Annotated in this window: 10 protein-coding genes and 1 pseudogene; 1 reads left to right on the plus strand and 10 read right to left on the minus strand. The window is 38.2% G+C overall.

From position 1 onward, the window contains the following. Positions 1-127: 127 nt before the first annotated feature. From CDG77_RS18080 to CDG77_RS18115, 8 genes are all read right to left on the minus strand, one after another. Entirely contained in the window at positions 128-1027 is a 900-nt protein-coding gene (locus CDG77_RS18080; RefSeq protein WP_094330727.1) for a phytanoyl-CoA dioxygenase family protein, read from the minus strand. Positions 1028-1302: 275 nt separating this feature from the next. Further along, on the minus strand, positions 1303-9261 hold the full coding sequence (locus CDG77_RS18085; RefSeq protein ID WP_094330728.1) for a non-ribosomal peptide synthetase: 7959 nt from the start codon (positions 9259-9261) through the stop codon (positions 1303-1305). Between the two features lie 6 nt (positions 9262-9267). After that, positions 9268-14754 (minus strand): trifunctional serine/threonine-protein kinase/ATP-binding protein/sensor histidine kinase, encoded by a 5487-nt coding sequence (locus tag CDG77_RS18090; RefSeq protein WP_094330729.1) that lies wholly within the window; start codon positions 14752-14754, stop codon positions 9268-9270. 956 nt (positions 14755-15710) lie between these two features. Beyond that, on the minus strand, positions 15711-16928 hold the full coding sequence (locus tag CDG77_RS18095) for an ABC transporter permease (protein WP_094330730.1): 1218 nt from the start codon (positions 16926-16928) through the stop codon (positions 15711-15713). Positions 16929-16938: 10 nt separating this feature from the next. Next, positions 16939-18411 carry an efflux RND transporter periplasmic adaptor subunit gene (locus tag CDG77_RS18100; RefSeq protein ID WP_094330731.1) on the minus strand — a complete coding sequence of 491 codons (1473 nt, stop codon included), beginning with the start codon at positions 18409-18411 and terminating at the stop codon, positions 16939-16941. A gap of 518 nt (positions 18412-18929) precedes the next feature. Continuing rightward, the gene (locus tag CDG77_RS18105) at positions 18930-19418 is read right to left on the minus strand and encodes a response regulator (protein WP_094330732.1); all 489 of its coding nucleotides are present in this window, start codon (positions 19416-19418) and stop codon (positions 18930-18932) included. Positions 19419-19891: 473 nt separating this feature from the next. Continuing rightward, complete coding sequence (locus CDG77_RS18110) at positions 19892-20146, minus strand: DUF7219 family protein (protein ID WP_094330733.1); 255 nt, start codon at positions 20144-20146, stop codon at positions 19892-19894. 547 nt (positions 20147-20693) lie between these two features. Then, positions 20694-23006: an NACHT domain-containing protein gene (locus tag CDG77_RS18115; protein WP_094330734.1), complete on the minus strand. Its 2313-nt coding sequence runs from the start codon at positions 23004-23006 to the stop codon at positions 20694-20696. A 405-nt stretch (positions 23007-23411) separates the two neighbouring features. Between CDG77_RS18115 and CDG77_RS18120 the strand changes: the two genes are divergently transcribed. Beyond that, positions 23412-23816: a DUF3775 domain-containing protein gene (locus tag CDG77_RS18120; protein WP_094330735.1), complete on the plus strand. Its 405-nt coding sequence runs from the start codon at positions 23412-23414 to the stop codon at positions 23814-23816. Here CDG77_RS18120 and CDG77_RS18125 read toward each other — a convergent pair. Both CDG77_RS18125 and CDG77_RS18135 read right to left on the minus strand, forming a co-directional pair. Next, a complete protein-coding gene (locus CDG77_RS18125; protein WP_094330736.1) occupies positions 23780-24028 on the minus strand; it encodes a DUF1816 domain-containing protein in 249 nt (82 codons plus the stop codon). The two genes, CDG77_RS18120 and CDG77_RS18125, sit on opposite strands and share 37 nt — an antisense overlap. 393 nt (positions 24029-24421) lie before the next feature. Beyond that, positions 24422-24801, minus strand: a pseudogene (locus CDG77_RS18135) (fasciclin domain-containing protein). Positions 24802-25254 lie beyond the last annotated feature (453 nt).

Consider the following 25254-nt stretch of genomic DNA (forward strand, 5'->3'; position numbering starts at 1 on the left):
AAACTACGCGAATTCTCAACCTGACACAGATGGTGGCTGCGGGATTAACCCTGATTTTGCGACAAATACCGTCGGTAGGCGAATTAACCCTTGCTTCAAAACAAGCTCCCAAAACCAACCACTATTACTAATGTGGCAGAGGATGAAGATTACGACGATCTAGTTTATCTTGAGTATGGAGTTCGCCGTTCTTCTGAGATAACGCATCAGATCCTAGAGGGGTAACTGCTTGATAATTTTGACCAACAAGAAAATCTGGTCGAGGATTTATAACCGCTAAAGGAATATTCTCAATGCTGTTATAAGTAATAATCACAGTAGAACGCCCAAAAGGTGAGATATTATTTGTTGAGGCATGAACAATATTACTATCAAAAAATAGAACTGAACCTGCCGCAGCTTTTACAGAAGTAATTCCATACTTGGATACTAAACTAGTAATTGTTTTCTGGTTCAAAGAATACTTTAAATTAACACTAAAGCTCGATATCCATGTAGAACTCTCACCAGAATTATGAGAAGTTGTGGTTTCTCCTATAGGATTATGCTCCAAAACATCGATCATCTCTTCTTTATGTGAACCAGGAATAATAAATAGCGGCCCATTAAATTCATTCATATCATCTAATAAGCACATAGCATTGACTACTTGTGGTCTTGGCATCCCATCCTCCTTACGCCAATAAATATAGTCTTGATGCCATTTCCAAAGGTCGCCGCTAAATGCTGCTTTAAGATTGATTTTGAACTGGTATATATATACTTGACTCCCAACTATTTGCATAGCTGGTTCAACGATAAATGGATGACGTGTTAGAGAATTAAAAACATCATTGTTAGCATGGGAGCCATGAAGCGATCGCACAGTTTTACCATCTTTCTCAAGGATTTTTTTGGGTGAATCCTCCACAGACAAAGTGGATAATTCTGCTTTCATAATTCCAACTTCGGCGCGAGAAAAATATTCTGGTAATAAAATAAATCCTTGATTTTTATAGATTATTAATTGCTCTGTTGTTAAATACATACTAAAATCTTGTCTCTATGAATAATTAAAATCTAAACCTTTTAAAGCATAGAGTCATTGCAAAAAATACTTAAAAAATAATATTTTATTTATGAGTTAAACTACTACAAAATTGTGAAGTTGTTCATGACTGATTTAAGTATTTCTCATTAGGATGTAGTGCAACTATTTAGTAAATTTATCTGCTATAGCACTCCTACTTAGTTTGTGAATATCGCAAACTAAGTGCCTAAAATCACAGCCAAATAATTATTCATTCAACCTCTAAAGATTCGCTATATACTCTTTATATTCAAAAATCTATTACTTAGAAAATAAGCTAAATATTTACTGAGTAATTCAGTATCCATTGATGGACAGGAAAGGGAAATATCAGCAATTGCCTCTAGTGTATTGCGACAATCTAAATCAGGGGTATTTTGATATAGTTGCCATGCAGTCAGCCCTCGATGCACTTGTTCAGTTAACATCGGGATAAGAGGAAACAAAGAATTTTCCTGAGAGGATCGAGCTCGATCGATCAACTCATCTGTCCATTGAGGATAAGGTACTTTTTTAACTGGATATCCACAAGCTGATATCAACTCAAATAATCTAGTTAAATCGATATTTTGCGAAGCTAAAGGCACTAAATGAAATGCTTTACCCAGAGATTGCTTTTTTTTAGATATTTGAACAATAGTTTTACTAGCATAATCAACAGTAATTAAATCTTGTTTTTGATTGACTAAATCTGGAAAACTACCTACTTGTATACAACCCTCGATCAATCTAGACATGTAATCATCTGTATTAGTTACGCCAGTATCTGAATGACCCATTAAAAATCCCGATCTAATGACTGTTACAGGGATACCTCTTGATTTAGCAATCCAAACAAGTTTTTCAGCTACCCATTTACTTTGGATATAACCAATGTCTTGATAAAGATAAGTTTCACTAGGATCGATATCATCGTCCTCATAAAGGACTTTCAACCCATTAAAACAAGCAATTGTGCTAAAAACGGCAATTGTTGAGATGTAATGTACTGGCTTGAGTTGAGCATGACATGCCAATCTCAGAACTTCTTGAGTGCCAAAAACATTTGCCGCCTTCATTAGAGAATATGGTTTAGCAAAGCCGACTTCAGCACCACTGTGATAAATGACATCAATCTGCTCTGCTAGCCTCCCAAATTGCTCTAAAGACAGTCCTAGACGAGGCCGATCTAAATTTCCTGGGATGGCAATAATTCTTGAGCTTTGGCTTGCGTCCCAGATTAAATATTTTTCTAGGTTTTTCTGTAACCTTCTAAAACCTTCACTTTCGTTATTAGCACGCACAAGGCAATATATGTTAGCCTCAGTTTGCTGCAACAATTCATGTAGTAAGAAAGCACCCAGAAAGCCCGTAGCACCTGTTAAGAAAATATGCTTTGGCTGACTGATGTCCTTAACAAGCACTCCTTGGGGATAGATGTTTGGATCGAGTACGGCTTCAGCTTTGAAACTAATAACAGTATTGAGAGCAGCAGTTCCTCCGTGATGTAATTTATCAACTATCTGGCACAGTCCTTCTATAGTCTGCTGCTCAAAAATACATCTTACAGGCATCTGGACTTGAAAAGTTTCTCGCACATATATCATTAACTGTGCTGCTAATAGAGAATTACCGCCAAGTTCAAAGAAGTTATCTTGAATACCCACCCGATCAATGCCAAGTATCTTAATCCAGATACCGACCATTTTTTGCTCACTAATAGTCCGAGGTGTAATTAATGCAACTTCAAGAATTGGTCTGGATCGATCGGGAGCAGGTAATGCTCGCCGATCTAGTTTGCCACTGGGTGTTAGTGGCAACTTCTCTAAGCAAACAAAAGCTGTAGGTATCATATATTCTGGTAGCTTTTGTTTGAGAAAGTGGCGGAGTTCTAATGTCAGTTGGCTGTCATTCTCATATTGTTGGTTTTGCACCACATAAGCTACTAAATGCTTTTGTCCAGGTACATCTTCCCGATCTATGAGAACACTTGTCTTGACGGAGGGATGTTGTGCTAGTAAAGCTTCAATTTCTCCTAACTCGATTCGGAAGCCGCGAATCTTCACTTGACGATCGATACGACTGAGATACTCGATATTGCCATCTGGTAGATAACGTGCCAAATCCCCTGTTTTATATAATTTTGAATTATTGAAGGGGTTGGGAATAAACCGAGCATCTGTAAGATCGAAGCGGTTGAGATAACCACGTGCTATACCAATACCACCAATGTAAAGTTCTCCAGGTACACCTACAGGAACAGGTTGTAACTGAGAGTCTAATAGATAAATTTGACTGTTAGCAATGGGTCGTCCAATGGGTGGCAAAACTGACCAATCTGTAGGTGAATTGGCAAGGGTAAAAGCAGTCACTACATGAGTTTCAGATGGGCCATAGTGGTTGTGGAGAGTGCAGTTAGGTAATTTGTGAAATAAATGTGCGATCGCATCTGTAATGCGTAACTGTTCCCCAGCCGTAATCACTTCGCGTAAACTCCAGGGTACTATGCCTTCTATCCTTGCTATTTCGGCTAATTGTTGCAAAGCGACATAGGGTAGGAACAATCGCTCAATCCCTACTTGATTCAGAAATTGCAGCAGGTGTGTGGGTTCGCGACGCATTGATTCCGAAATCAATACCAATGTTCCGCCTATAGTCAGGGTGGCAAAGATTTCTTGGAAGGAAACATCAAAGCTAATCGGTGTATATTGCAGTGTTTTGCTGCCAAAGCCAACTGTAGAAGTTTGCGATTGCCAAGAAATTAAGTTGACTAAGGGACGGTGTGGCATCGCTACACCTTTTGGTTTACCAGTAGAACCGGAGGTGTAGATGACATAAGCTAAATTGTCAGGATGGATATTAATATCCAGGTTATTTTGGGCTTGGGTAGCAATATCCCTCCAGTCTCTATCCAAACAGACAATAGTAGCTTGATGTTCGGGAAGCTGCTCCAACAAACATTGCTGGGTTAATAGCACCGTTACTTGAGAGTCTGTCAGCATTAAGGATAAACGCTGCTGTGGATAGGCGGGATCTAGAGGTACATAAGCTCCACCAGCTTTGAGAATCGCTAATAAAGCTACGATCGTTTCTAGCGATCGCTCTACACAAATCCCTACCAATACATCTGACTGTACACCTAAAGTTTGTAAATAACGCGCCAGTTGATTGGCTCTGGCATTCAAGTCGTGATAAGTTATTTGTTGTTGGGCAAAAATTGCTGCTACAGAGTCAGGCGATCGCTCAACTTGCGCTTCAAATAGTTGGTGAATGCAACTTTGTTCCGGGTAATCTGCTTGAGTTTGATTCCATCCCACTAAGAATTGTTGGCGCTCAGTAGCTGTTAATAAGGGTAAATCTGCAACTTTCCGATCGGGATGAGCAACAATACCTGCCACTAAAGTCTGAAAATGTCCTCCGATGCGAGAGATGGTAGCAGCGTCAAATAAATCGGTGCTGTACTCAAACCAACCACTAATCCCATCTGGCGTTTCAAATAGTTCTAAAAACAGATCGAACTTGGCTGTGCCATTGTGTTCTAAACGATGGTTAACGATCAAACCAGAAAGTTCTATAACTGGTATGGGGACATTTTGCAGAGCAAAGCCGATTTGGAACAGGGGATGGCGACTCAAATCCCGTTCTGGTTCTAGTTCCTCTACTAATTTTTCAAAGGGTAAGTCTTGATGAGCATAAGCTTCTAAGGTCACTTCTCGCACTTGCTTGAGCAACTGGCGGAAAGTGGGAGAGTCTGAAAAATCACTGCGTAGTACTAAGGTGTTAACAAAGAATCCAATTAAATCCTCAATTTCCTGATAGTGACGGTTAGCAATTACGGAACCAACTTGGATATCTTCGCTATTCGTGTAACGGAATAGCAACGTTTGAAACGCTGCTAAGAGTGTCATAAATAAAGTCACTCCCTCCTCTTGGCTGAAGCGAGTTAGTGTCTCGCTGAGAGATTTCGAGAGTGCTAAAGGTTGGCGCGTCCCGCGATAAGTTTGGCTTGCTGGTCGGGGGCGATCGCTCGGTAACTGTAAAATGGGTAGATTGGCTAACTGCTGCTTCCAATAGTCTAGTTGCTCTGATAATACTTTTCCTTGTAACCATTGCCGTTGCCAAAGAGCAAAGTCTGCATACTGAATCGTTTGCTCAGTTAGGGGAGAAGGTTGACCGTTGGCGAAGGCTTGATATAGCAGTCTCAGTTCTCGGAAAAATGTCCCGACAGACCAACCATCAAAAACAATATGGTGAATGTTCAAAAGTAGTACATATTCTTCTGCACCTAACTGCAACAGGGTAGTTCGTACTAACGGCCCGCGATCGAGGTTAAAGGGTCGTTGGCACTCTGCGATCGTTAATCGCTGGATTTCTATGTCTTTTTGCGAGTCAGACAGCGATCTTAAATCTTTTAGATGCAAAGGTACTGTTAGGGTAGGAGCAATAATTTGTACTGGCTGCCCATTTAAAAAAGAAAAAGTGGTGCGTAAAACTTCATGGCGGCGAATAATTTCGTTAATGCTCTGTTCTAAGGCATTCAGATTTAGCTGACCAACCAAGTGAAAAGTTTGCGGTAGGTTGTATAAGGGATTGTTAGGTAAAAACTGTTCCAGAAACCATAATCGCTGCTGGGCAAAGGAAAGGGGCAAGTTTTGGTTACGCGTTACAGGTACAATTGTTTGAGTGTGGCATTCTAAATTTTCCTTGAGTTGTGCCTCCATACTTTCCGCCAACGTGGCAACAGTAGGTGCATCAAATAACTGCCGTAATGGCAAATCTAACTGATAGGTATCCCGAATCCGAGAAATTACCTGAGTGGCTAGCAGTGAGTGTCCCCCAATCTCAAAAAAGTTATCGTGGACACCGATCTGCTCCAATCTCAAAACTTGCAGCCAAATTTTTGCTAGTACTTCTTCAACAGGGGTACGAGGTGAAACAAAATCTTGCTCCAGATTCCGTCCGGTGCGATCGGGTGCTGGTAATGCCCGCCGATCTAATTTGCCATTTGGTGTTAGTGGCAATTTATTTAACATCGCAAAGCTGGAAGGCACCATGTAATCTGGCAGCTTCTCCTTAAGAAATTTACGGAGATTGCCACTGATTGTGCGCTGCAAAATTTTCCATAGATGTTGGGTTTCTAAGATATGCTCTATGCTTTGGTGAAACAGGACTTTTTCAGTGGGAGTTAGAACCAAGTTAATACCAGCGCGTTTACCCTGACTCCAAGCAACGCTGCCATTTAACCATAGTTCTTCCGATGTCACTGGCAAGCGTAGGCAAAGACGGACGCGCTTACCTGTTTCCCAACTAAAGGATACCCCTGCCAAACAAACACCGCCATTGGAAATATCCTCTGTTTGTAGTTCTACTATCTGGTTGTCATCAGTTTCCACTCGACAAACACTTTGATAAGGTACTCGCTCTGGAATTAGATTGGAAACAATATAACCAACTAGGCGCTTGTCCCCTGGTACATCCTCCCGCGCCATGACTGCGGCTTCGCGCACGTCAGGATGTTGCAACAGCATTGCTTCAATTTCACCTAGCTCAATGCGGAAGCCACGAATCTTCACCTGCTGGTCAATCCGACCAAGGTATACAATATTCCCGTCTGGTAAATAGCAAGCTAAATCACCTGTTTTATACAAGCGATCCGATTTTGCATAAGGATTGGAAATAAAACGTTCGGCAGTCAGATCGGGTCGATTGAGATAACCTCTAGCTAAACTATCGCCACCAATGTATAATTCTCCTGCAACACCGATAGGAACTGGTTTTAAGTCTGCATCAAGTAAGTAAAGTTGGGTGTTAGCGATCGCACGACCTATTGAGGGATAAGTTGGCCAGAAATCAGGATTTTTATCTAATGTCAAAGCCGTTACTACATGGGTTTCTGATGGCCCGTAGTGATTGTGAAATGAGCAGTATGGCAGCGATTTGAATAATTTGATAATGGCTGGGGTGATTTGCAGTTGCTCGCCTGTGGTGGTAACTTCTTTTAAGCTAGTAAATAATTCCAACTGAGATATTGCTAGTTCTGCCATTTGTTTTAATACAACAACAGGCAAGATAACTTTTTCAATCTCTTGGTTGTGAATAAAGTCAGCTAAGGCTGTAGTGTCCCGCCGTAGGTTTTCTGAGATCAGAAACAAAGTCCCTCCCGAACACCAAGCAGCAAACATTTCATGAAAGCTAGCATCGAAGCTTAAAGAAGCAAATTGCAGGGTACGTGCACCTGTTAATAGTGAGTTTAGATGCCATTCCAGTAAATTCACTAAAGGACGGTGAGCTAAACAGATACCTTTTGGTTTGCCTGTAGAACCAGAAGTGTAGATGATATAAGCTAAATTTTCAGATGTGACTTCACTATCAGGATTTTTATGACTGTATTGGCTAATCTTGTCCCAGTCAGTATCTAGACAGATAGCCTGTGAATTATGTTCGGGAAGCTTTGTTAATAGTTGTTGTTGAGTGAGCAATACTGATACTTGAGTATCCTCAAGCATAAAAGCTAAACGTTCCTGGGGATAGGCTGGATCTATTGGTACGTAAGCACAACCAGTTTTGAGAACTGCCAAAACTGCGATCGCCATCTCCAGCGTTCTCTCTACACAGATTCCTATCGGCATATCTGGTTTCATCCCTAGCGATTGCAGATAATGCGCTAGCTGATTTGCACGTTGATTTAGCTCTCGGTAGGTGAGTGAAGATTGTTCGTGCTTTTGCGCCTCTTTAAAGACTAATGCTATGGACTCTGGCGATCGCTCTACCTGTGCTTCAAATAATTGATGAACGCATTTATCTAATGCGTAATCTGTACTGGGATCATTCCAAGTTTCTACTAATTCTTGACGCTCATTTTCTAGTAATATATTCAGTTGTTCAAAATACTCGACTCCTTGACTAACTTGATTAGCTATAAACAGTAATCTTTCTAAAGAGTTTAGATAAACAAAATATTTCTCATTGTAAAATAGCTCTATTTCTAAATTATCATTAAAGTCATTAACAATAAGATGTATTTCATTTTCTGCAAATGAATTATGTATAATTAATTTAGAAGCTTCTTCGTTTATAAATATGTCAATAATACTAAAATTATAGAAATTATAAAAAAACTTCAATTGTTCGTCTTTTAAATAATTTCTTTGGAATAGAACAGAAATATTTTGTAACCGATCTAGATTTTTTCGATAATTCTTGATCCAAGAAATATAACTTATAATATTTGAGTTTTTATCTATACTCTTTTGGGGTACAACAACGGGAACTACTTGGTAAATACAACCTAGAACATTCAGTAACGGCTCATCTCTTTTACCAATAATGTCGTAAAATACAAAATCTGCTGGTGTTTGTAAATATTTACTCAAATAAATGCCATAAATAGCTCTAAAAAATGTCGAAAGACTACAATTAATTAATTGGCAATATGTTCTAATTTGTACTAATTCATCTCCAGTGATTTGTATTTTTCTTGAGTTAGCTCTATTTTTTCTCTCTATTGTTGTATAAGGTGTAATAGGAATAACATTACTTAAAGTTTTCAACCAGTACTGCTGAATATCTGGCGGATCAAATCGGATAACATAATCATCAATAAAATCATAAAAAGAATTACCTTCAAATATTTGAGGATTATTGCCTGTTTTTAAAGCTTGGTAGACTTTTCCTACCCTTTCAAAGAAAATTTTCCCAGAATATCCATCAAAAAGGATATGAGGCGCACCTAAAACAGCAGTATAGTTACCTTTTCTATCTTTGACTAAAATATTTTTAAATAAGTTATTTTTTTGCAACTCTAACTTAGTTTTAATTTTTTCTTCGACAACTTGCTCTAAACTCTTAAAATGATGATTATTCTGATCGATAAATTCAAAATTGACATCAGCATTTTTATCTACAAATTGAAAAACTTCGCCTTTATAAAAAACAAATCTAGTTTTTGTAATATCATCTTTTTGACATACTATTTTGATTGCCTGTTCCCAAACAAATCTGTCTACATTTTGTGATAGCTTAACCGACATCCCTAAAGTAAATACATTACTATCAGGATAAAGTATATTATCCAGATATAAATCTCTTTGTGTAGTTGTTAGTCGTGATATTTTGCCAATACTTGAAGGCTCAAAAAGCTCATTTAGTATAGTTCCTGTTACCAGAGCCATCAGAACTTCTGAAATTGAGATAGAAGAAACATCATTAATCATAATGAATTAATCGAGTAATTTAGAATTAGTTTGATAGATTGGGAGTTCAATTAAGAATTCAGTTCCTTCTCCTAATACTGACTGGCAACTTATTTTACCGTCATGCTTTTCCACAATAATTGTGTAGCTAATAGATAATCCTAATCCCGTACCTTTTCCAATAGGTTTGGTAGTAAAAAAAGGATTAAATATCTGAGAAAGTACATCTGATGTCATACCAGAGCCGTTGTCAGCAATGCGAATAGCTACTAGGCTATTATCTAATAATTCAGTAGTTATTTTGATATAACTTGAATTAAGTTCAGTTTCCTCCAATGAAGACTGAGATTTATATTCTTCTAAAGCATCAACAGCATTAGCTAATAAATTCATAAATACTTGATTAAGCTGACTTGGATAACAATTTACTAATGGTAAAGAGCCATAGCTTTTAATAATTTGAATCTTAGATTTTAATGATTCAGTTTTGAGTCGATGCTGCAAGATTAACAAAGTACTGTCAATACCTTCATGGATATTAACTTGCTTCATTTCTGCTTCATCCAAACGGGAGAAGTTACGTAAGCTCAGAACTATCTGACGGATGCGATCGGCTCCAACCTTCATTGAAGATAGTAATTTAGGTAAGTCTTGAAGCAAAAACTCCAAATCTATGTCCTCTTGTTCAGCCAGCATTTGAGGAGTCATGTTTGGCGCTCCTTGCTGATACATTTTAATTAGATATAATATATCTTCAATGTATTCACTAGCATGAGAAATATTGCCATAAATAAAATTAATTGGGTTATTAATTTCATGAGCTATACCAGCAACTAGTTGACCCAAAGCAGACATTTTTTCTCTTTGAATCATCTGCAATTGTGTAGTTTGTAGTTGTTTTAGTGTAAGTTCTAAGCGTTGTGCTTGTTCTTCCAAACGGAAATTTTTATCATGTAATTCTTGCGTTCTCTCTTCAACCTTTAGCTCCAGAGCTTTACTATAAATCTCTAAGTCCTGTTTAGCCTCTTGCAAATTATCATTTAGTTTAGATAGATTAGAATACAGCTTGGCATTCTCAATAGAAATAGCTGCCTGAGAGGCAAGAATCTTTAAAACTTCTAACCGTTCAGTAGTAAATGCATTGGTTGTTAAATTATTTTCTAAATACAAAATACCAATGAGTTTACTTTGATGAATTATTGGTGTACATAAAATTGACTTACATTTATTTTTAATAATATAAGAATCGTTAACAAATCTTCCTTCAATGCTAGCATCACCAATAATGACACTTTCTTTAGTTCTAATAACATAATTTAATATAGAGATTGGTACATATAGACTGTTTTCTAGAGGCATAGAAGTTTCCAAAAGGATCTTATTTTTATTAACTCCCACGGATGCTTCTATTACCATTTGACCGTTTTTCTCTAAAAGCAAGCAACTAGTTTGTGCTCCAGCATTTTCCATTACAATTTTCATTAACTTGGCTAGCAAATCATCTAGCATAATTTCACTAGAAATAGCTTGCGAAGCTTTAAAAACTGTAGACAAATCAAAAGATGCTAAATTGTTTATTTTGCTTGAAGTAGTTACTAAGTTAGCCTTCCAACTAGATGATTCCTGATTTACTATTAATGGGCAATAATCAGGGTATTTGGACTCTAAATCACTTACTTTGGCAATGGCTCCCCAACGTACATAAGCATGATAAGATTCTCTCAGGTAGAAGCTCGCCTGCTGATCTCTATCACGGGAAAAGTAAAATTCTGCTGTTAACTCGTTGGCTAGTGCTTCTTCTTGAAAATATCCCTGTTCTTTTGCTCCTTGAATAGCTAGCTCATAATACTCCATAGCTATAAAGGGTTGCCCTAAAACCCGGGCTTTTTCTGCTTCCACTAAATTATATTTATGCTGATAATTAGTAGGAGCATGACGAGCCCATACCCGCATTTTTTCTTGATTTAAATTAATGGCATTTATATATTCTTGTTGAGTGTTAGGTTCAACATTGGGATATAACCTAAGCATAGCTAAAGAATAATAAAAGTTGTGGATGCTAACTGTCACCATCCCCATGACGCTACTTATATATCCCGAAGCTAGTTTGGCATTATCAATTGCTTGAGGATAATCTTTAAATAAGTAAAGGAGAATCAATTTAGCAACATAAACAGCAAATAAAGAAGTAACATTATTAGTAGCTTGGAGATATGGCAGCATTGCTACTTCATTAAAACTATCGCCAATTAAGTGATATTTTTCTTGTGATTTTCCTTGCAAATTTAATGTCAATTGATGCCAAATTTTAATGTAGTTTATGGGAAAATCTAGTTTAAATTTTTGTAGTAAATTAATATATGATATTTGCTGTTGATCTACTGATTCGAGTTGTTCTCCTGTAAAAAATATATGACCGCAATAGTGGATAGAGCAATAGCCAACATATTCTATATCTCCAATTTCCAACGCGCTCTGAATCCCCTCCTGTAAAGGAGTAATACTTTCCCTAATATGCTCTTTCCAATGAAAGGTGAAACCATAAAATGGCGCATATACTTTACTTTTGAGTTCCTTGGCTTGAAACTGCTCTAATATCTGCCAAGCTATTTGACCAGAGTGATATCCAGCATCAATATTTTCTAGATAGCTACACAACACCATGCCATAACAAGAATATCCAGCAGCAGCCAAAGCTGAATGACCGTGTTGAATGCAGAGATTGACAACAGTCAAGATTATCTGGGGAAAAGTTGTACCTGTTGTGTCAGTAATAAAAGCAGCACCACCAACAGTAACAAGCATTTTTAAAGCCGCCAGTATATAAGGGTCTTTTACAACTGGAAAATTTTCTAAATCTTGAAGCTGAGGTAAATTAGCTACAGTGCTTTGCTGATTTGGTGCTGGTGATAGAGATATACCTAATTTTGCGATCGCTTCTAGTCCAGTATCAATGGCTTTAAGCATCTGATTTTGAGCCATATAAAACTGGACTTGTAATTGATAAGCCTTGACTCGATCGAGTAGATTGCTAGCTTTATCTAGAATAGTTTCAGTGAGAATGGCTGCTCGGTTAAAATTAGTATTTAAATACTCTAATTCTACGCTTTCTAGATGAAGTGCTAGCATTAAGTCGTAATTACTTTCCCAACTTGATGGTGTCAGTAATTCTAGGCCGACCGTTGAATAACTAAGGGCCGCTTCGTATGCTGATGATGCTTTTGCTTTTTGGCTAGTTATCAAATTTAATTGAGCTACCCGATCTTTTTGAGATTGCTCGTGGATAAATTCAGTTCCCAGATTGAGATGATTAACAATATCAAAAATATTCTCTTCAATTTCTTTTGTTGGAAGTGATTCTAGTAATAATTGCCCAATTTTCAGGTGGGTTTGTTTTCTTTGTGATTCTGGAATCAGGGAATAAGCTGCTTGCTGGACGCGATCGTGCAAAAATTTATATGAAACCTTTAATTCCTGAAATTTTAAGGGTATAGATTTATTCTCGTCAAAAAGCAGCGGAGCTTTATAGTTATCACTCAGTGGCAGAATTAGGCTTGCTTGAAGTGCTTCCCATAATTCCGATGCGGTTTCTAGCTGAGACTTTTCATTGACAATAGCTAGAATATTTATATTAAAACGATTGCCAATACAAGCAGCTAATTTTAAGATTTTTTGTGTCTTGTGAGGTAACTTTTTAATATTTCTAGTAATCAATTCTACAGGATCGCAATCTGTCAAACTAATGGTTTTAATTTGGTTAATTTCCCATTCCCATACCCCACGATTAAAATCAAAACTCAATAGTTTCTCTTGGTACATCGTTTGCAATAGCTGAGTTAAGAAAAAAGGATTACCCTGAGTTTTATTAAAAACAAATTCAGCTAATATTTTTGTTTTGTCTGTTGTGCTATGAAGGGTATCAAATATTAAATTAGAAACATTACTAATATTTAAAGGCTGTAATATAATATTACTTATAATTGCTCCTGACTTTTGAATTTCATTTAAGCTTTGATTAAAGTAATGAGTTGAGATGACTTCATTATCTCGATAGGCTCCAATCATCAAAAAATATTGGCTATCATCACCCATCAGCATCTCAATCAGCTTGAGAGAGGCTATATCTGCCCATTGTAAATCATCGAAAAATACAACAAGAGGATGTTCTTTCTGAGCAAATACCTGAATAAATTTTTGAAATACTCGATTGAAGCGACTTTGTGATTCAGTTGTCCCTAATTGTGCTACAGGTGACTGTTGACCTACAATTTTTTCAATGTCAGGAATAACATCAATAATAACTTGACCATTTTCACCAAATGCTTCTAAAAGCTGCTGTTTCCAAATAACTATTTTTTCGTAGCTCTCCGTTAATAGCTGTTGCGTCAACTCTTGAAATGATTCAATTAGAGCCGCATAAGGAATATTGCGCTTAAACTGATCGAATTTACCAGAAATAAAATATCCCCTTTTTTGGAGGATCGGTTTATGAATTTCATTAACTAAACAAGATTTACCAATACCTGCATAGCCTGAAACTAGTATCATCTCACTTCTTCCAATACTCACTCGCTCAAAAGCTGACAATAGAGATGTTACTTCTTCCTCGCGTCCATAGAGTTTTTGAGGTATGGTAAACTGACTAAATTTATCTAATTTGCCAGGAATAAAATTTTCGTTTTTTCGATTATTTAATAATTGTTTTAAACAAAATTCTATATCTGCTTTTAGCCCTAAACCACTTTGATATCTTTCTTCAGGAGTTTTCAATAATAGTTTCATTACTATATTAGATACTGCCTCTGGAATTTCTGAGTTGATATGATGAGGAGGTAGAGGCTGTTTTGCAATGTGAGAGTGAACTATTTCTAAGGGATCGTTACAATTAAATGGCAACTGAGAAGTCAGCATTTCATAAAAAGTTATGCCTAAAGAGTAAAAGTCTGTGCGATAGTCAATCGACCTATTCATCCGACCTGTTTGCTCTGGAGACATATAAGCCAGTGTTCCTTTAAGTAAATTAGGATTACTGAGCATTACATTTTCTTTTGATAAGCGTGATGCAATACTGAAGTCAGTAATTTTTACCTGCTTTGACTTAGGGTTAATAATGATATTTTGTGGTTTAATATCTTTATGAATAATATGTTGCTCGTGCAAATCTATAAGAATATCTATAAGCTGAATAGCTAGTTTTAAACAATCTATTATATTCAATTTACTACTATCAATAAATTGTTTGAGATTTTGCCCTCCGATATCCTCCAAAACTAAAGCAATACTATTTTGATAATTCTCTAATCCATAAACCTTAATAACCCCTGGTAAATTTAATGATTTAGAGATGTCATACTCATGTTTAAACTCTGTTACATATTCAAGATTATAATATTCCTGCTTAAGACTTTTTAGGATAACCATTCTTTCATTTGCAAATTCCAGCGCTCGATAAACTACAGTATCTAGACCATCTGAAATCTTTTCTATAATTTTGTATTTGGAATTAGTAAGCATTGGTTATGATTTTAAAATACTTATTAGGAGACGATTAACTAAGCAGGTATGCGGGAAAATTTATAACTATGTCATTGCGAACGGAGTGCAGCAAAGTGAAGCAATCACAAAGGTTTTGAGGTTTTTACATTTTGTTACATAGTTAGGTTTATTTGTGCCTACCTACTTACCCAATATTATTCTCGTTTAAGCTCAATCCTGAGCATAACTAAACGCAATGGAGTAGGATAGATAAAAAAATATACTGTTTCTTTGAGTTGTTCGCCGCAGGCTTTCCGCCCTCATCAGGAGCCAATGCAGTCTTAGAACTAAAAGCCAAGCTCAAGACTGCATTGGCGTAGAAACCGCTAAAACCATCCTGACTCAACGGAGTAAAAATAATTTAGGTATACAATTGTATTTTTGGCGTTTACGGTATAGGAGGCTTTCATCAACGGCAGGGCATTTTATTACTGGTTAGTAGCAACGAATAACATACATTTTTTCCATGCTACTACTACTAAAGCTGCATTGTAACCCGCTAATCTACTATTATTCTTAGGTCTGTTTAACTGGCAGGTATGTAATTGCCGCAATAACTATTTTAGTGAACTCCTTCGGCAATTATTGATGTATTCAGCGAAGGACATAATTTGACAGGTAGAGCGAGTTTTTGATTGATCTCTACAACTGTATTAGCTACCGATAAAAATACTATTCTGATTGGATTTGGACTGAGTTATTATTAAGATATATAGGTTAATCACCATTTGGCTTTACAGAATGATTAGCTTGTAGTAATCCAATAAAGATGCAAGACTGAAGTCGATTATTTTAACTTGTTTACTTTCGCAAATAATTGAAACATTAGCAGGTTTAATCTTATGTTGGATTTCTTTAGTCAAAGTGATTTATTGAATTACCTAGCGAATATCTCCCTGACTCAATTGAATCAGGAAGAATAAACATCGCAATTACTAGGCACTCCTCAAAGCTACAATGGGGTCAAGTTGAGCCGCACGACGGGCAGGAACAACGCCAAAGAATAAACCAATACCCCCAGAAACACCAACTGCCATAGTAATTGCTAGAGGAGAAAGACTCGCTTCTAAAGGAGTCAAAGCTCCCACTAACAGAATGCCACTAACACCAACCGCAGTCCCAACTAAGCCGCCAGCTGCCGAAACTATCACTGCCTCAATGATGAACTGGAGCAAAATATCTTGCTCAGTTGCACCGATCGCTTTTCTCAATCCGATTTCTTGGGTGCGTTCGGTGACGGAGACTAGCATAATATTCATAATGCCAATGCCGCCAACAAATAATGATATACCTGCGATCGCAGCTAACATAATTGTCAATGCACCTGTAATTTGCCCAACAGTTTGCAAGGCATCCTTTTGAGAGCGAAGAGTAAAGTCATCTTCACCATTAATTTTGTGCCGTAGACGCAACAAATTAGTAATTTGAAACTCTGCTGCATCCACGCTCTCAGAATCACGAGCGGCTGCAACGAGGTAATCTAAAGAAATACCATAGGGAGAATTCTTTCCTACAAGTCGGTTTGCTGAGGTTGTGATTGGTATTAAAGCAGCATTATCATAATCTGCTCCCACGCTGGAACCTTTGGCTGTTAACGTCCCAATCACTTGAAAGCTAGTATTTCCAAGTCGCAATTGCTGACCGATCGCGTTACTATTACCGAATAGTTTTTCTGCCAAATCTCCACCCAGCACAACGACTTGGTTACTTCGTTTGATGTCTACCTCAGAGAAAAACCTGCCTTTAGCAGTTTCAAAATCTCGCACCGATAGAAAGCTGGGAGTTGTGCCAATGATGTTGACATCGGTGTTTCGGTTGCGGTATGTAACTACCTGTCTGGTGTTTAACTCTGGTGCAACTCCCACTACTGTTGGGACTTGAGAGGCGATCGCTTCCGCATCTTGTAACACCAGAGTTTTTGGTACTTCAAAAGAGATCCGCTGAGTTTCTCGATTACCTGGCAGTACAAATAGCACATTTGGCCCTAATGACTCCAACTGTTTATTAACGTACTTTTGCCCACCTTCGCCAATACCGATCATGGCAATTACTGAGGCATTGCCAATAACTATACCCAACATAGTGAGGGCGCTACGCAGCTTATTTGATAACAGGGTTTTCCCCGCCATTTGGACGCTTTCTAAAAAATTCATATCTTAATAATTACGAATTATTCTGTTTTTCTTTGGCCTTTTCGATTTTGTAGTCTTTGGGTGGATTAACAAAAATGCGATCGCCTTCTTTAACTCCCTCTAAAATTTGAGTTTGGTTTTTGATTTGTGCCCCAACGGTAATTTCGCGGAACTGGGGTTTATTCTTTGCATCTGGTATAAGTACGCCAGTTTTGCCCTTTTCGGTGACAATTGACACAGTTGGTAACACTAAGGCATTATTAACGCGATCGCCTAAAAAAGTCAGATCCACATTTAAGCCAGAACGCAGTTTATCTATGCCAGTATCAAGAGCAACCCGCACCTGAAAAGATGTCACACCTTGTTCCACCACTGCTTCTGGAGCAATCAGGCGCACATGACCTTTAAAAATGCGATCGGGATAGGCATCAGCGACAATTTCCACTTGCTGCCTTTGTTTAATTCTGCCAATATCGGCTTCGGGAACTTGAGCTAATACTTCTAAACCGCGTGCTACAGCGACAATTGAACTGGAAGTTGCCGACGCACTCGTAGAAGCGGAAGTTGTCGGTGTCACAAAGGCCCCTGGTTCGGCATACTTTTGCGTCACAATTCCCGAAAGGGGAGCGCGAATAATTGTATCTTCCAACTGCACTTGCACGCCCTTCAATTGAGCCTCAGCGCTGGCAACAGCCGCTTGGCGCTGAACAATTTCCTCAGAACGAGTGCCATCTTGTAACAAGGTCAATGCCGCCCGTGCTTCATTTACAGCAGCTTGACGTTGGTCGATTTCCTCAGTTCGAGTGCCACTTTGGACTAACGACAATCGTTTTTTTATTTCTTCTAAACTGGCTTTAGCACTTTTGTCTTCGCTGATAGCTTGATCGAGTAATTGTTTTTTCTCTGCTCCCTCTTGGTATAAGTATTGGTAACGCTTTACCTGTTCGCTGGTATAGTTCGCCTTGGCTTGAGCCGCATCCACTTGGGATTGAGATTGGGCAATCTCTTGGGGACGATTACCGGCTCTCGCTGCGGCTAGCTGGGCTTGAGCTTGTGCTAACCGCGCCTTTGCTTGAGCGATTTCTTGAGGACGACTACCAGCAAGGGCTTCGGCTAATTGTGCTTGACTTTGGGCTAAGTTAGCTCGGTACTGACTCCTTTGAGCCTCAATACTCGCACTATCCATGCGGGCGAGGATTTGCCCTTGTTGAATGCGATCGCCTTGTTCGACATATAATTGCGATAAAACTCCGGGGTTCTTCGGACTAATATTTACGCTCTGAACCGGCACGACTTTACCACTAGCTGTAATCAGCAAAGTAACGTTTTGCGCTGCCACAGGCACAGTTAACTGAGCAATATCTTCTTTACTTCTCCCTTGATTCACCAGGGTGTAAGTTGTCACAGTACCCACAACCAAAGCACCGCCTGCTATCACCCCAATTAGCCAGCGTAATGGATACTTAACTTTGCCAATAACTGGAATTTCTATGTGAGTAGCCATATTATATAGAAGCCTGTAAATATTGTTGGGTACTAGTACCTTTTAGTTAAAGGGCAAGTGCAGAATACGGAGTCGGTACTTTGGGATTAAATTTTTATTACTAAACTAACAACTAGACGCATAATTAAGCTTCATAGTTGCTTAATATTACTTCATACTAGGCATTAGTATTTGTGTATGTCTTCACCTGAACGGGTGACTTTAGCCACTAGGGACTTCCAAAAAAAGATAATCAACCGCTGTGTAAGCAGCGGAGCAGGGGGAGGTAAACTCGTTTTGAAGGAATGAAATTGGATAATTTATTTTCTGGAAGTCCACTAGTAGTCTGTCAATAAATAATTGATGGATAAATTTCCTGTAGAGACGGCGATTTATCGCGTCTCTCTAACCGTCAAAATGAATTTGACAGACTACTAGTGCGTAACATAGTTTGATTTGCTCCCCATACGAGCAGATCCCCCCGCCTGTGGCTAACCGCTTTTTAAGGGTTGTTGGGGGAATCTGCTTGCAGCACTAAGCTAACTTTTATAGCACAAGGGAAAAATCTCTACTGGATGTAAAACTACTAAATCAGTGCAAAAATTTTCCGCCACATTTTTCTGTACTTGATTCCTAATCGTGGAAACAAATTTGTCAAGGTCGAATGGTTTAAGTAAATATTCTTCAAACTCTACATCTGGAATTTGATCGTGAGTACCTGTGGTAGATGTTGAAGTCACAATGATTGGGATATGATTTCCATTGTCTGCTTCCATCGCAGTCAATTTGTTTAGTAATGTATAAATACTTTCACCTAAGAACCTGATTTCACAAACGACGATGCTGGGTCTGAACCAACTTAAGATTTCTAAAGCTTCTTTTACTGAACCAGCAGTAATAACATTTGCGCTCAGACCTTGAAGAAAAATGGCGTACAAATCCCTACTATCGCGATCGTTCTCTACAACGAGTACTTGTACACCTTCGAGTATCCCATCTGTCAAGCAAAAGCCATTGATTAAATTCATAACAAGACCTGCGATTAGGACTTTCAGTGCAAAGCAATCTGAAAAATCTGTAGTTTTTAAGGAGGTGAGACAACCATATAGGTCAGATATAAATTAGCAGAGAACCATTTAATGGTTAAAATTACTAGGTTCTGTTCTTGTACTATGGGCGGGTGTTGTTTGATTTCCTAAATGAGTTGATTAACTACGACACAAAACGTAGGAAACTTTTTAATATAAGGGCATGGATGGCAATGCCCATTAGTGTCAATTTAGAGCCAGAGCAATAGAATTCGCGGTGAGCATAAATATCGATGCAAAGCGGCTTCCTATAGGGTAGCCCAGTTTGATTAACAGAAAATTAAGCTCTTATGTAACCCGCGTAGTTTTAGTAGCGTACATTAGCATAATACACTGAGAATCTGGGATGGTGCGTAAGAGAAGGGCGTAACAGATCCTACTTCTTACCAAAATATCCAATTCTCAACAGCGAATCATCCAGTTGTATTTTTGTCCATTCCTAGTGCCTTAAAGCTTTGTGTTAACTGCTGCCAGAGTAACTCAATTTCTTCGTAGCACTCCTGTGAAGAAAGTTTCTCTCCATTCTGTAGATTAGAGATGTAACAGACGCTTTGAGAAAATTCTTGAAGATTAGCATTGAATATAAGCTTTTGGGGTGTGAATTCACCTAGGTATGGATGGTGGTGATAGAGGAAATTGTCTTTGTTTAACTGATTGTAGTCATCCATATAAAAATCCTGATAGCGAAAATCCAAATTTTTGAGAGTAGGTTATCAGGTTCGCCTTAGCCCAACTTTATCCAAAATTAAGAATTCATTTTTCTTTATCCGGCAAAACCCCTGGCTTTTTAGCAAATACTGTTTCTCAGTCACAGATTCTCGATGAAGTTGCAAAGGTTTCTGTTTAGGTGTTTGTACAACCACTCCGCAGGAGTATCGCATTGCAAAATGGATAAAGTCTAAGTAAGTAGGCGAGAATAAATCAAAGTAGATTAAGTAATGTAAAAATTCTTGAGATGATTTTGTAGTGAAGGTTTCAGCCCTCAAAAGAGGACTAAAGTCCTCACTACAAACCTTGAATTATTCACGCCGCTCTACTTACCTTAGATATAGTTAATTTCAAAGGCACTAAATAACCAATCACTTGAATGGTTCTGTTGAAATACTATAAACATGGTGATGTTTGATTTTGTGAATGAGTTGATTAACTACGATATAAAATGTAATCAAAATTATTTTTGCAATCCAAACCTCTTTGAGGAATTAAGCAAGAGAGCTATTGCCATTCCCTATCCTCAAGTTCCTTTTGAGGTAATAATAAGGTGGCTTCAATTTCTTGCCTGATAGCAGCCGTCACTTCACAATTGCTATGCAAACAATCAAGTAGTAACTGATTGGCATCGTAGTATCGTTGCAGTACTTGCTCTTGTTCGGGGCTAAAGTGCCACTGGTGGTTAATGTTGCGATAATTAATGACCGTCATCTTTAACTGTTCAGCCCAAGCTGAATAGTTTGTCTGCCCCCATAGTTGCAATCGTTCTTGACTTTGACGAGAATTTGGGAATTGGTCAGAGAGTTGTTGCAGAGATTTATAGAGTCCAACATCCAGAACAATGCCCATAATGTTGCTTAGAGAATCTCCACAGGCGTGGATGTGGGCAAAGTCCTGGCTCCCATCAATTGCACACTGCACTAGTAAGTCATCTAATGCCGCATCCAGAAACATTCCCTGGTCGAGGCTGCTGGCTAGAGCAAAGTGAGAAGCTATGTGAGGAGTCCGACTCAAAGCAAGGTAAAATGCTCTAGTTGTCGCCTCTTTTGGTTGGTTTGGAATAGTGAGAGATTTTTGGCTCGCCCAGGTCAAAAACTCTTGTAAATGAGAGTCTTGAGCAACGAGTGCATCAATTTGTTGTTTCATCAACTGTACCAGAGAGTCTGCGCTTCGGAGCATGGTAGCTGTTAACAAGAAAATTTCGTGCCAGTGCGGATCTGTAATGTGACTAACTAATCCTTCTAGAGCTTGCCCAAACGCCTCTAGGTTATAACTGGCAACGATTTTTCTCGCCGTGAAGTATTCTTGAAACGCCAGATAGGAGAAGGAAAAAATTCCCCGCGCCCGTTCTGCTAGTAGCCCATGTTGAGCCTCGATCGCTTTCAGGGCCGCTTCACTTTCTATTTGCAGTTCTTCAGCATCCATCGGCACCTTAGTCAAATTCTGAATATAATCACTAATGTATTGCTCAACAGTGCGTTGCTCAAAAAAGTACTGACCTTGCTCAAATGTTGCTGCTGCAATCTGACTCAATAACTTGAGCTTTTGTGGTAATAAAAACCCTCGGTAAACTTCATCCCGTTCAATGCCTCTGGCTTCATCCCATTTGCCTAATAGCAGGTCTAAACCTTGCTTATAAAAGTCAGTCCGCTTAGTCGGAAATTTTTCTTGACCGTGAAACACCCAACAAGCAAGATGCAGAAATAGGGGTGTAACTACAAGTTGGCGAAATTGCCAGTTTTCATCTAAGTCTAACTTCTGAATAAACCCAACAGACTCCGCCTCACCATCTGGAATGTTGGTCTTGGTAAATGTCACAAACCATTTTTGAGCGAAGATTCGGATTTGTTCTGAGGTAAATGGGGCAATCTCAACATCGGTAAAGCCTCTGATGCTGAGTTTTCGAGATGCTGTTCGACAAGTGGCCACAAATTGATTTTTGTGATATTTATCTGAAAATCTGCGAATTTCGCTTAAGACAGTGTTGCTTTGTTGGTTCAGAATTTCATCCATGCCATCAAGCAACACTAACACTCTGCCTGCACTAAGTAAAGTTTCAATGACTGACGGATCTAAAATTCCCGATGTGAGGAACTCCTGGCGGATGTATTTTAATAGGCTGAACTCGTTGGTTACTTTAGATTCTTCAGTAAAATTTCTTAGGGTAATGAAGATTGGCACCTGATTCGCCGCAAATTCACCTTGGTTACATTGAATGGCGAGATGTTGCAAAAAGGTAGTTTTACCTACTCCTGGTTTGCCTAGCACCCTGAGCTTGGAGTATGTTTTAACTGCCTGTGTACCAGGTATTTGTTTTTGGTCAACTTCACCTAAGCCAAAACGGTTAAATTCTTTTGGATCGAGGTTTTGCAGTTCAGTAATTTCTAACGACTGAAGACTGGCAATTGACTCTAAAATATTTACATCAATATATATATCATCGATCGCAACAGGACGGCTGATATCCAATAACTGCAAAATCCCACACTGGTCTTGAATTTTGTCGAAGCGTTGCGATCGCACTTTTTCGACTAATATATCAATATCCAGCCCACCGATCTGGCTGTATTCTTCTAGTTCCATGAATTCTGCCGGCGGATTAGTTGCAATCTTCCGCCAATTCAGTGACAACACCGAACAAATTTCAATAAAGGTATGACGTTCAACCGGACGGCCGCTGAAAAACCTCCAAACCGGTTGTCTAGTCTTGAGGTTTACTTCCCCTGCTAGATTATCTTGAGTCCACCCCTTGAGAGCAAATGCTCTTTTAGCTTCTTGAATCCCGATGAGTGATGCCTGGAGCGATCGCTTGGCCATAGGACAAAAACCCTGCTCCTCAAATCATGGACTTTAACTTTTATTAATATCTGCAATCTTATAGCCTTTGTGTGATTCTAGCATTTTATGCACTTAAAGTTATACAAAATCCCAAAGTCTACTCTCATTTTTTTAACCTTTTGTGTTGAAATCAAACATTATATATTCATCTTATACATTTCAACCTTTTAGAAAACCTGAATTCAAACATTTGTCTGTAATGCTTAAATCCAGTTTGAACGCTTAGTAGATGGTTACTTGCTATCGAACAACTTTATAATTGCTTTATATAAGCATTGTTTTAGTTTAATATATCTTTATATTTAGAAAATTATCGTCAGAGAAATAACTGAATAATCTCTATTTTTTAATTTGTAGTTATTGACTCCATAATCAATATAAAACATGAATTTTTTATCAATCAAAAAAATACGTAACGTTATCGAAATTGCTGAATTAGTTTATGGAAAAATGGAATCTGGGATAACAAATAAACCTGAAATGTTTATAGATAAATTATCTAACTACTTAGAGGATTTCAACATTACAGGAAGGTCTTCAGTAAATATATTACACAAATATATTGACGAATTTTCCCAGCAAGAAAAAGCAGAGCTAATAGCTCTGATGTGGCTAGGTCGAGGTATAGCAGATGGACAGTTAGAAGACTTCCTAAATCTGGTTAAACAAGTAGTAGAGCTTATACCTCAAAATTATGCAACCACTTATATTATCGAAAGACCCCTTTTAGCAAAATATCTGCGGAACGGGCTTCAAAAACTAGATACATGGACTTCTTCTTTCTCGTGAAAAATCGTCAAGACATCAGGCTGACACTGCTTGACTAGTGCAATGATGTCTCTGGCTTCTTCTTGATATAAGTCTTCGACATAGCCACTTCTAGAAAGTTGTGCTTCTTTTTCACTATCAAAAGGGCCAAAGTAATAAGTACAGCGCGGAACAGCCGTATTAATTTCTACCCACCAAGCAAACTCTGATTGATTAGATTGAAATAAATTCATGAGGGATACCAATAATTAATTGAACTTGATTAAAGACATTATTGCTAAACTGGCATTTCTTGATAGCAGTAGCTACAACGCCAGTAAGCTACCCCTGAACTCACGTGACGGAGTAAAGTATTTGAACAGCAAAGACAAGTATACTTTGCCTTCATAGATTGACTGATTTCTGGAGATATATGATTCTGGCTGGAACCAGTAATCAAATTATTTTGACTCGTAAATAAATGTTTCATTTTCAAAGCCTCAATTGTTAGAAGACTTGTGTGTAAACTTTTGCCTCTTAGGAGAGAGGTCTGATATTTGATGAAAGTTGAGTTCCTTAAAATATATCTAGACAATAATGAGGTAGAAACTATCTATAGTCACTACCCCACAGATGTTACTCGCTATCTATATATTTACTGAGGAATCAATAATGATGTGGATGACACGGTTATCATCAGCAGCATCGAGTCTTGAGGCTGCCGATCGTAATCTGCATTAATACTATTGAAAGGATCAATTTTAAAACTTGAACCTTCAATCGGCTTTATGGGTATTACCTTACCGGAAACAACGTGATACGTCAGGAGTTCCTGGATTTTATTAATATTGTTGAGCAACGTCTCTACAGTACCAGATGGAAGCTTTGCAAACGCTTGGCTTGTAGATGCACAGGCGATGAACGAGTCAACGCCTTTGAGAGTATCTATCAGATTGGCAGCCTTGATTGCATCAACTAGGGTGCTAAAAGAACCAGCGTTAACGGCAGTATCAGTAATATCAGCCATTTATTTCACTTGGTTATGTGTAATTTGCTAATTATTTTCAGCATGACATCCTAGTGTTAGAAATCATGTGTTATTAAGTGGTTGAGTAGCGTATAAATTGTATAATTTGAGCTAATATTTCAGCTAAAAAATTAAATAATTAAAATCCGGCAGAATTTATGAGTTAGGAGTCAAAGGGAAAATCTTGTTAGCGACAATCCAAGATTTTTTATCAGGTTTGCAGTGCATTACAGAGCCTGCAACAGACTATACACTATTTTTAATCATTTGCGTCTACCTGTTTATATTGAGTTCGCTCAATTACTTGTAATATAGCGGTTCTCAATTGCATAGAATACAGACCTAACAAGAGCAGATACAACGCTTGTAGCCTTTTAGGGCTTTCCAAGAAATAAATTATTCATTTGTGGGATGGGCATCTTGCCCGTCCTAATATTGGGGACGGGCAAGATG

The organism is Nostoc sp. 'Peltigera membranacea cyanobiont' 213 (genome assembly GCF_002245975.1).
Taxonomy (GTDB): domain Bacteria; phylum Cyanobacteriota; class Cyanobacteriia; order Cyanobacteriales; family Nostocaceae; genus Nostoc.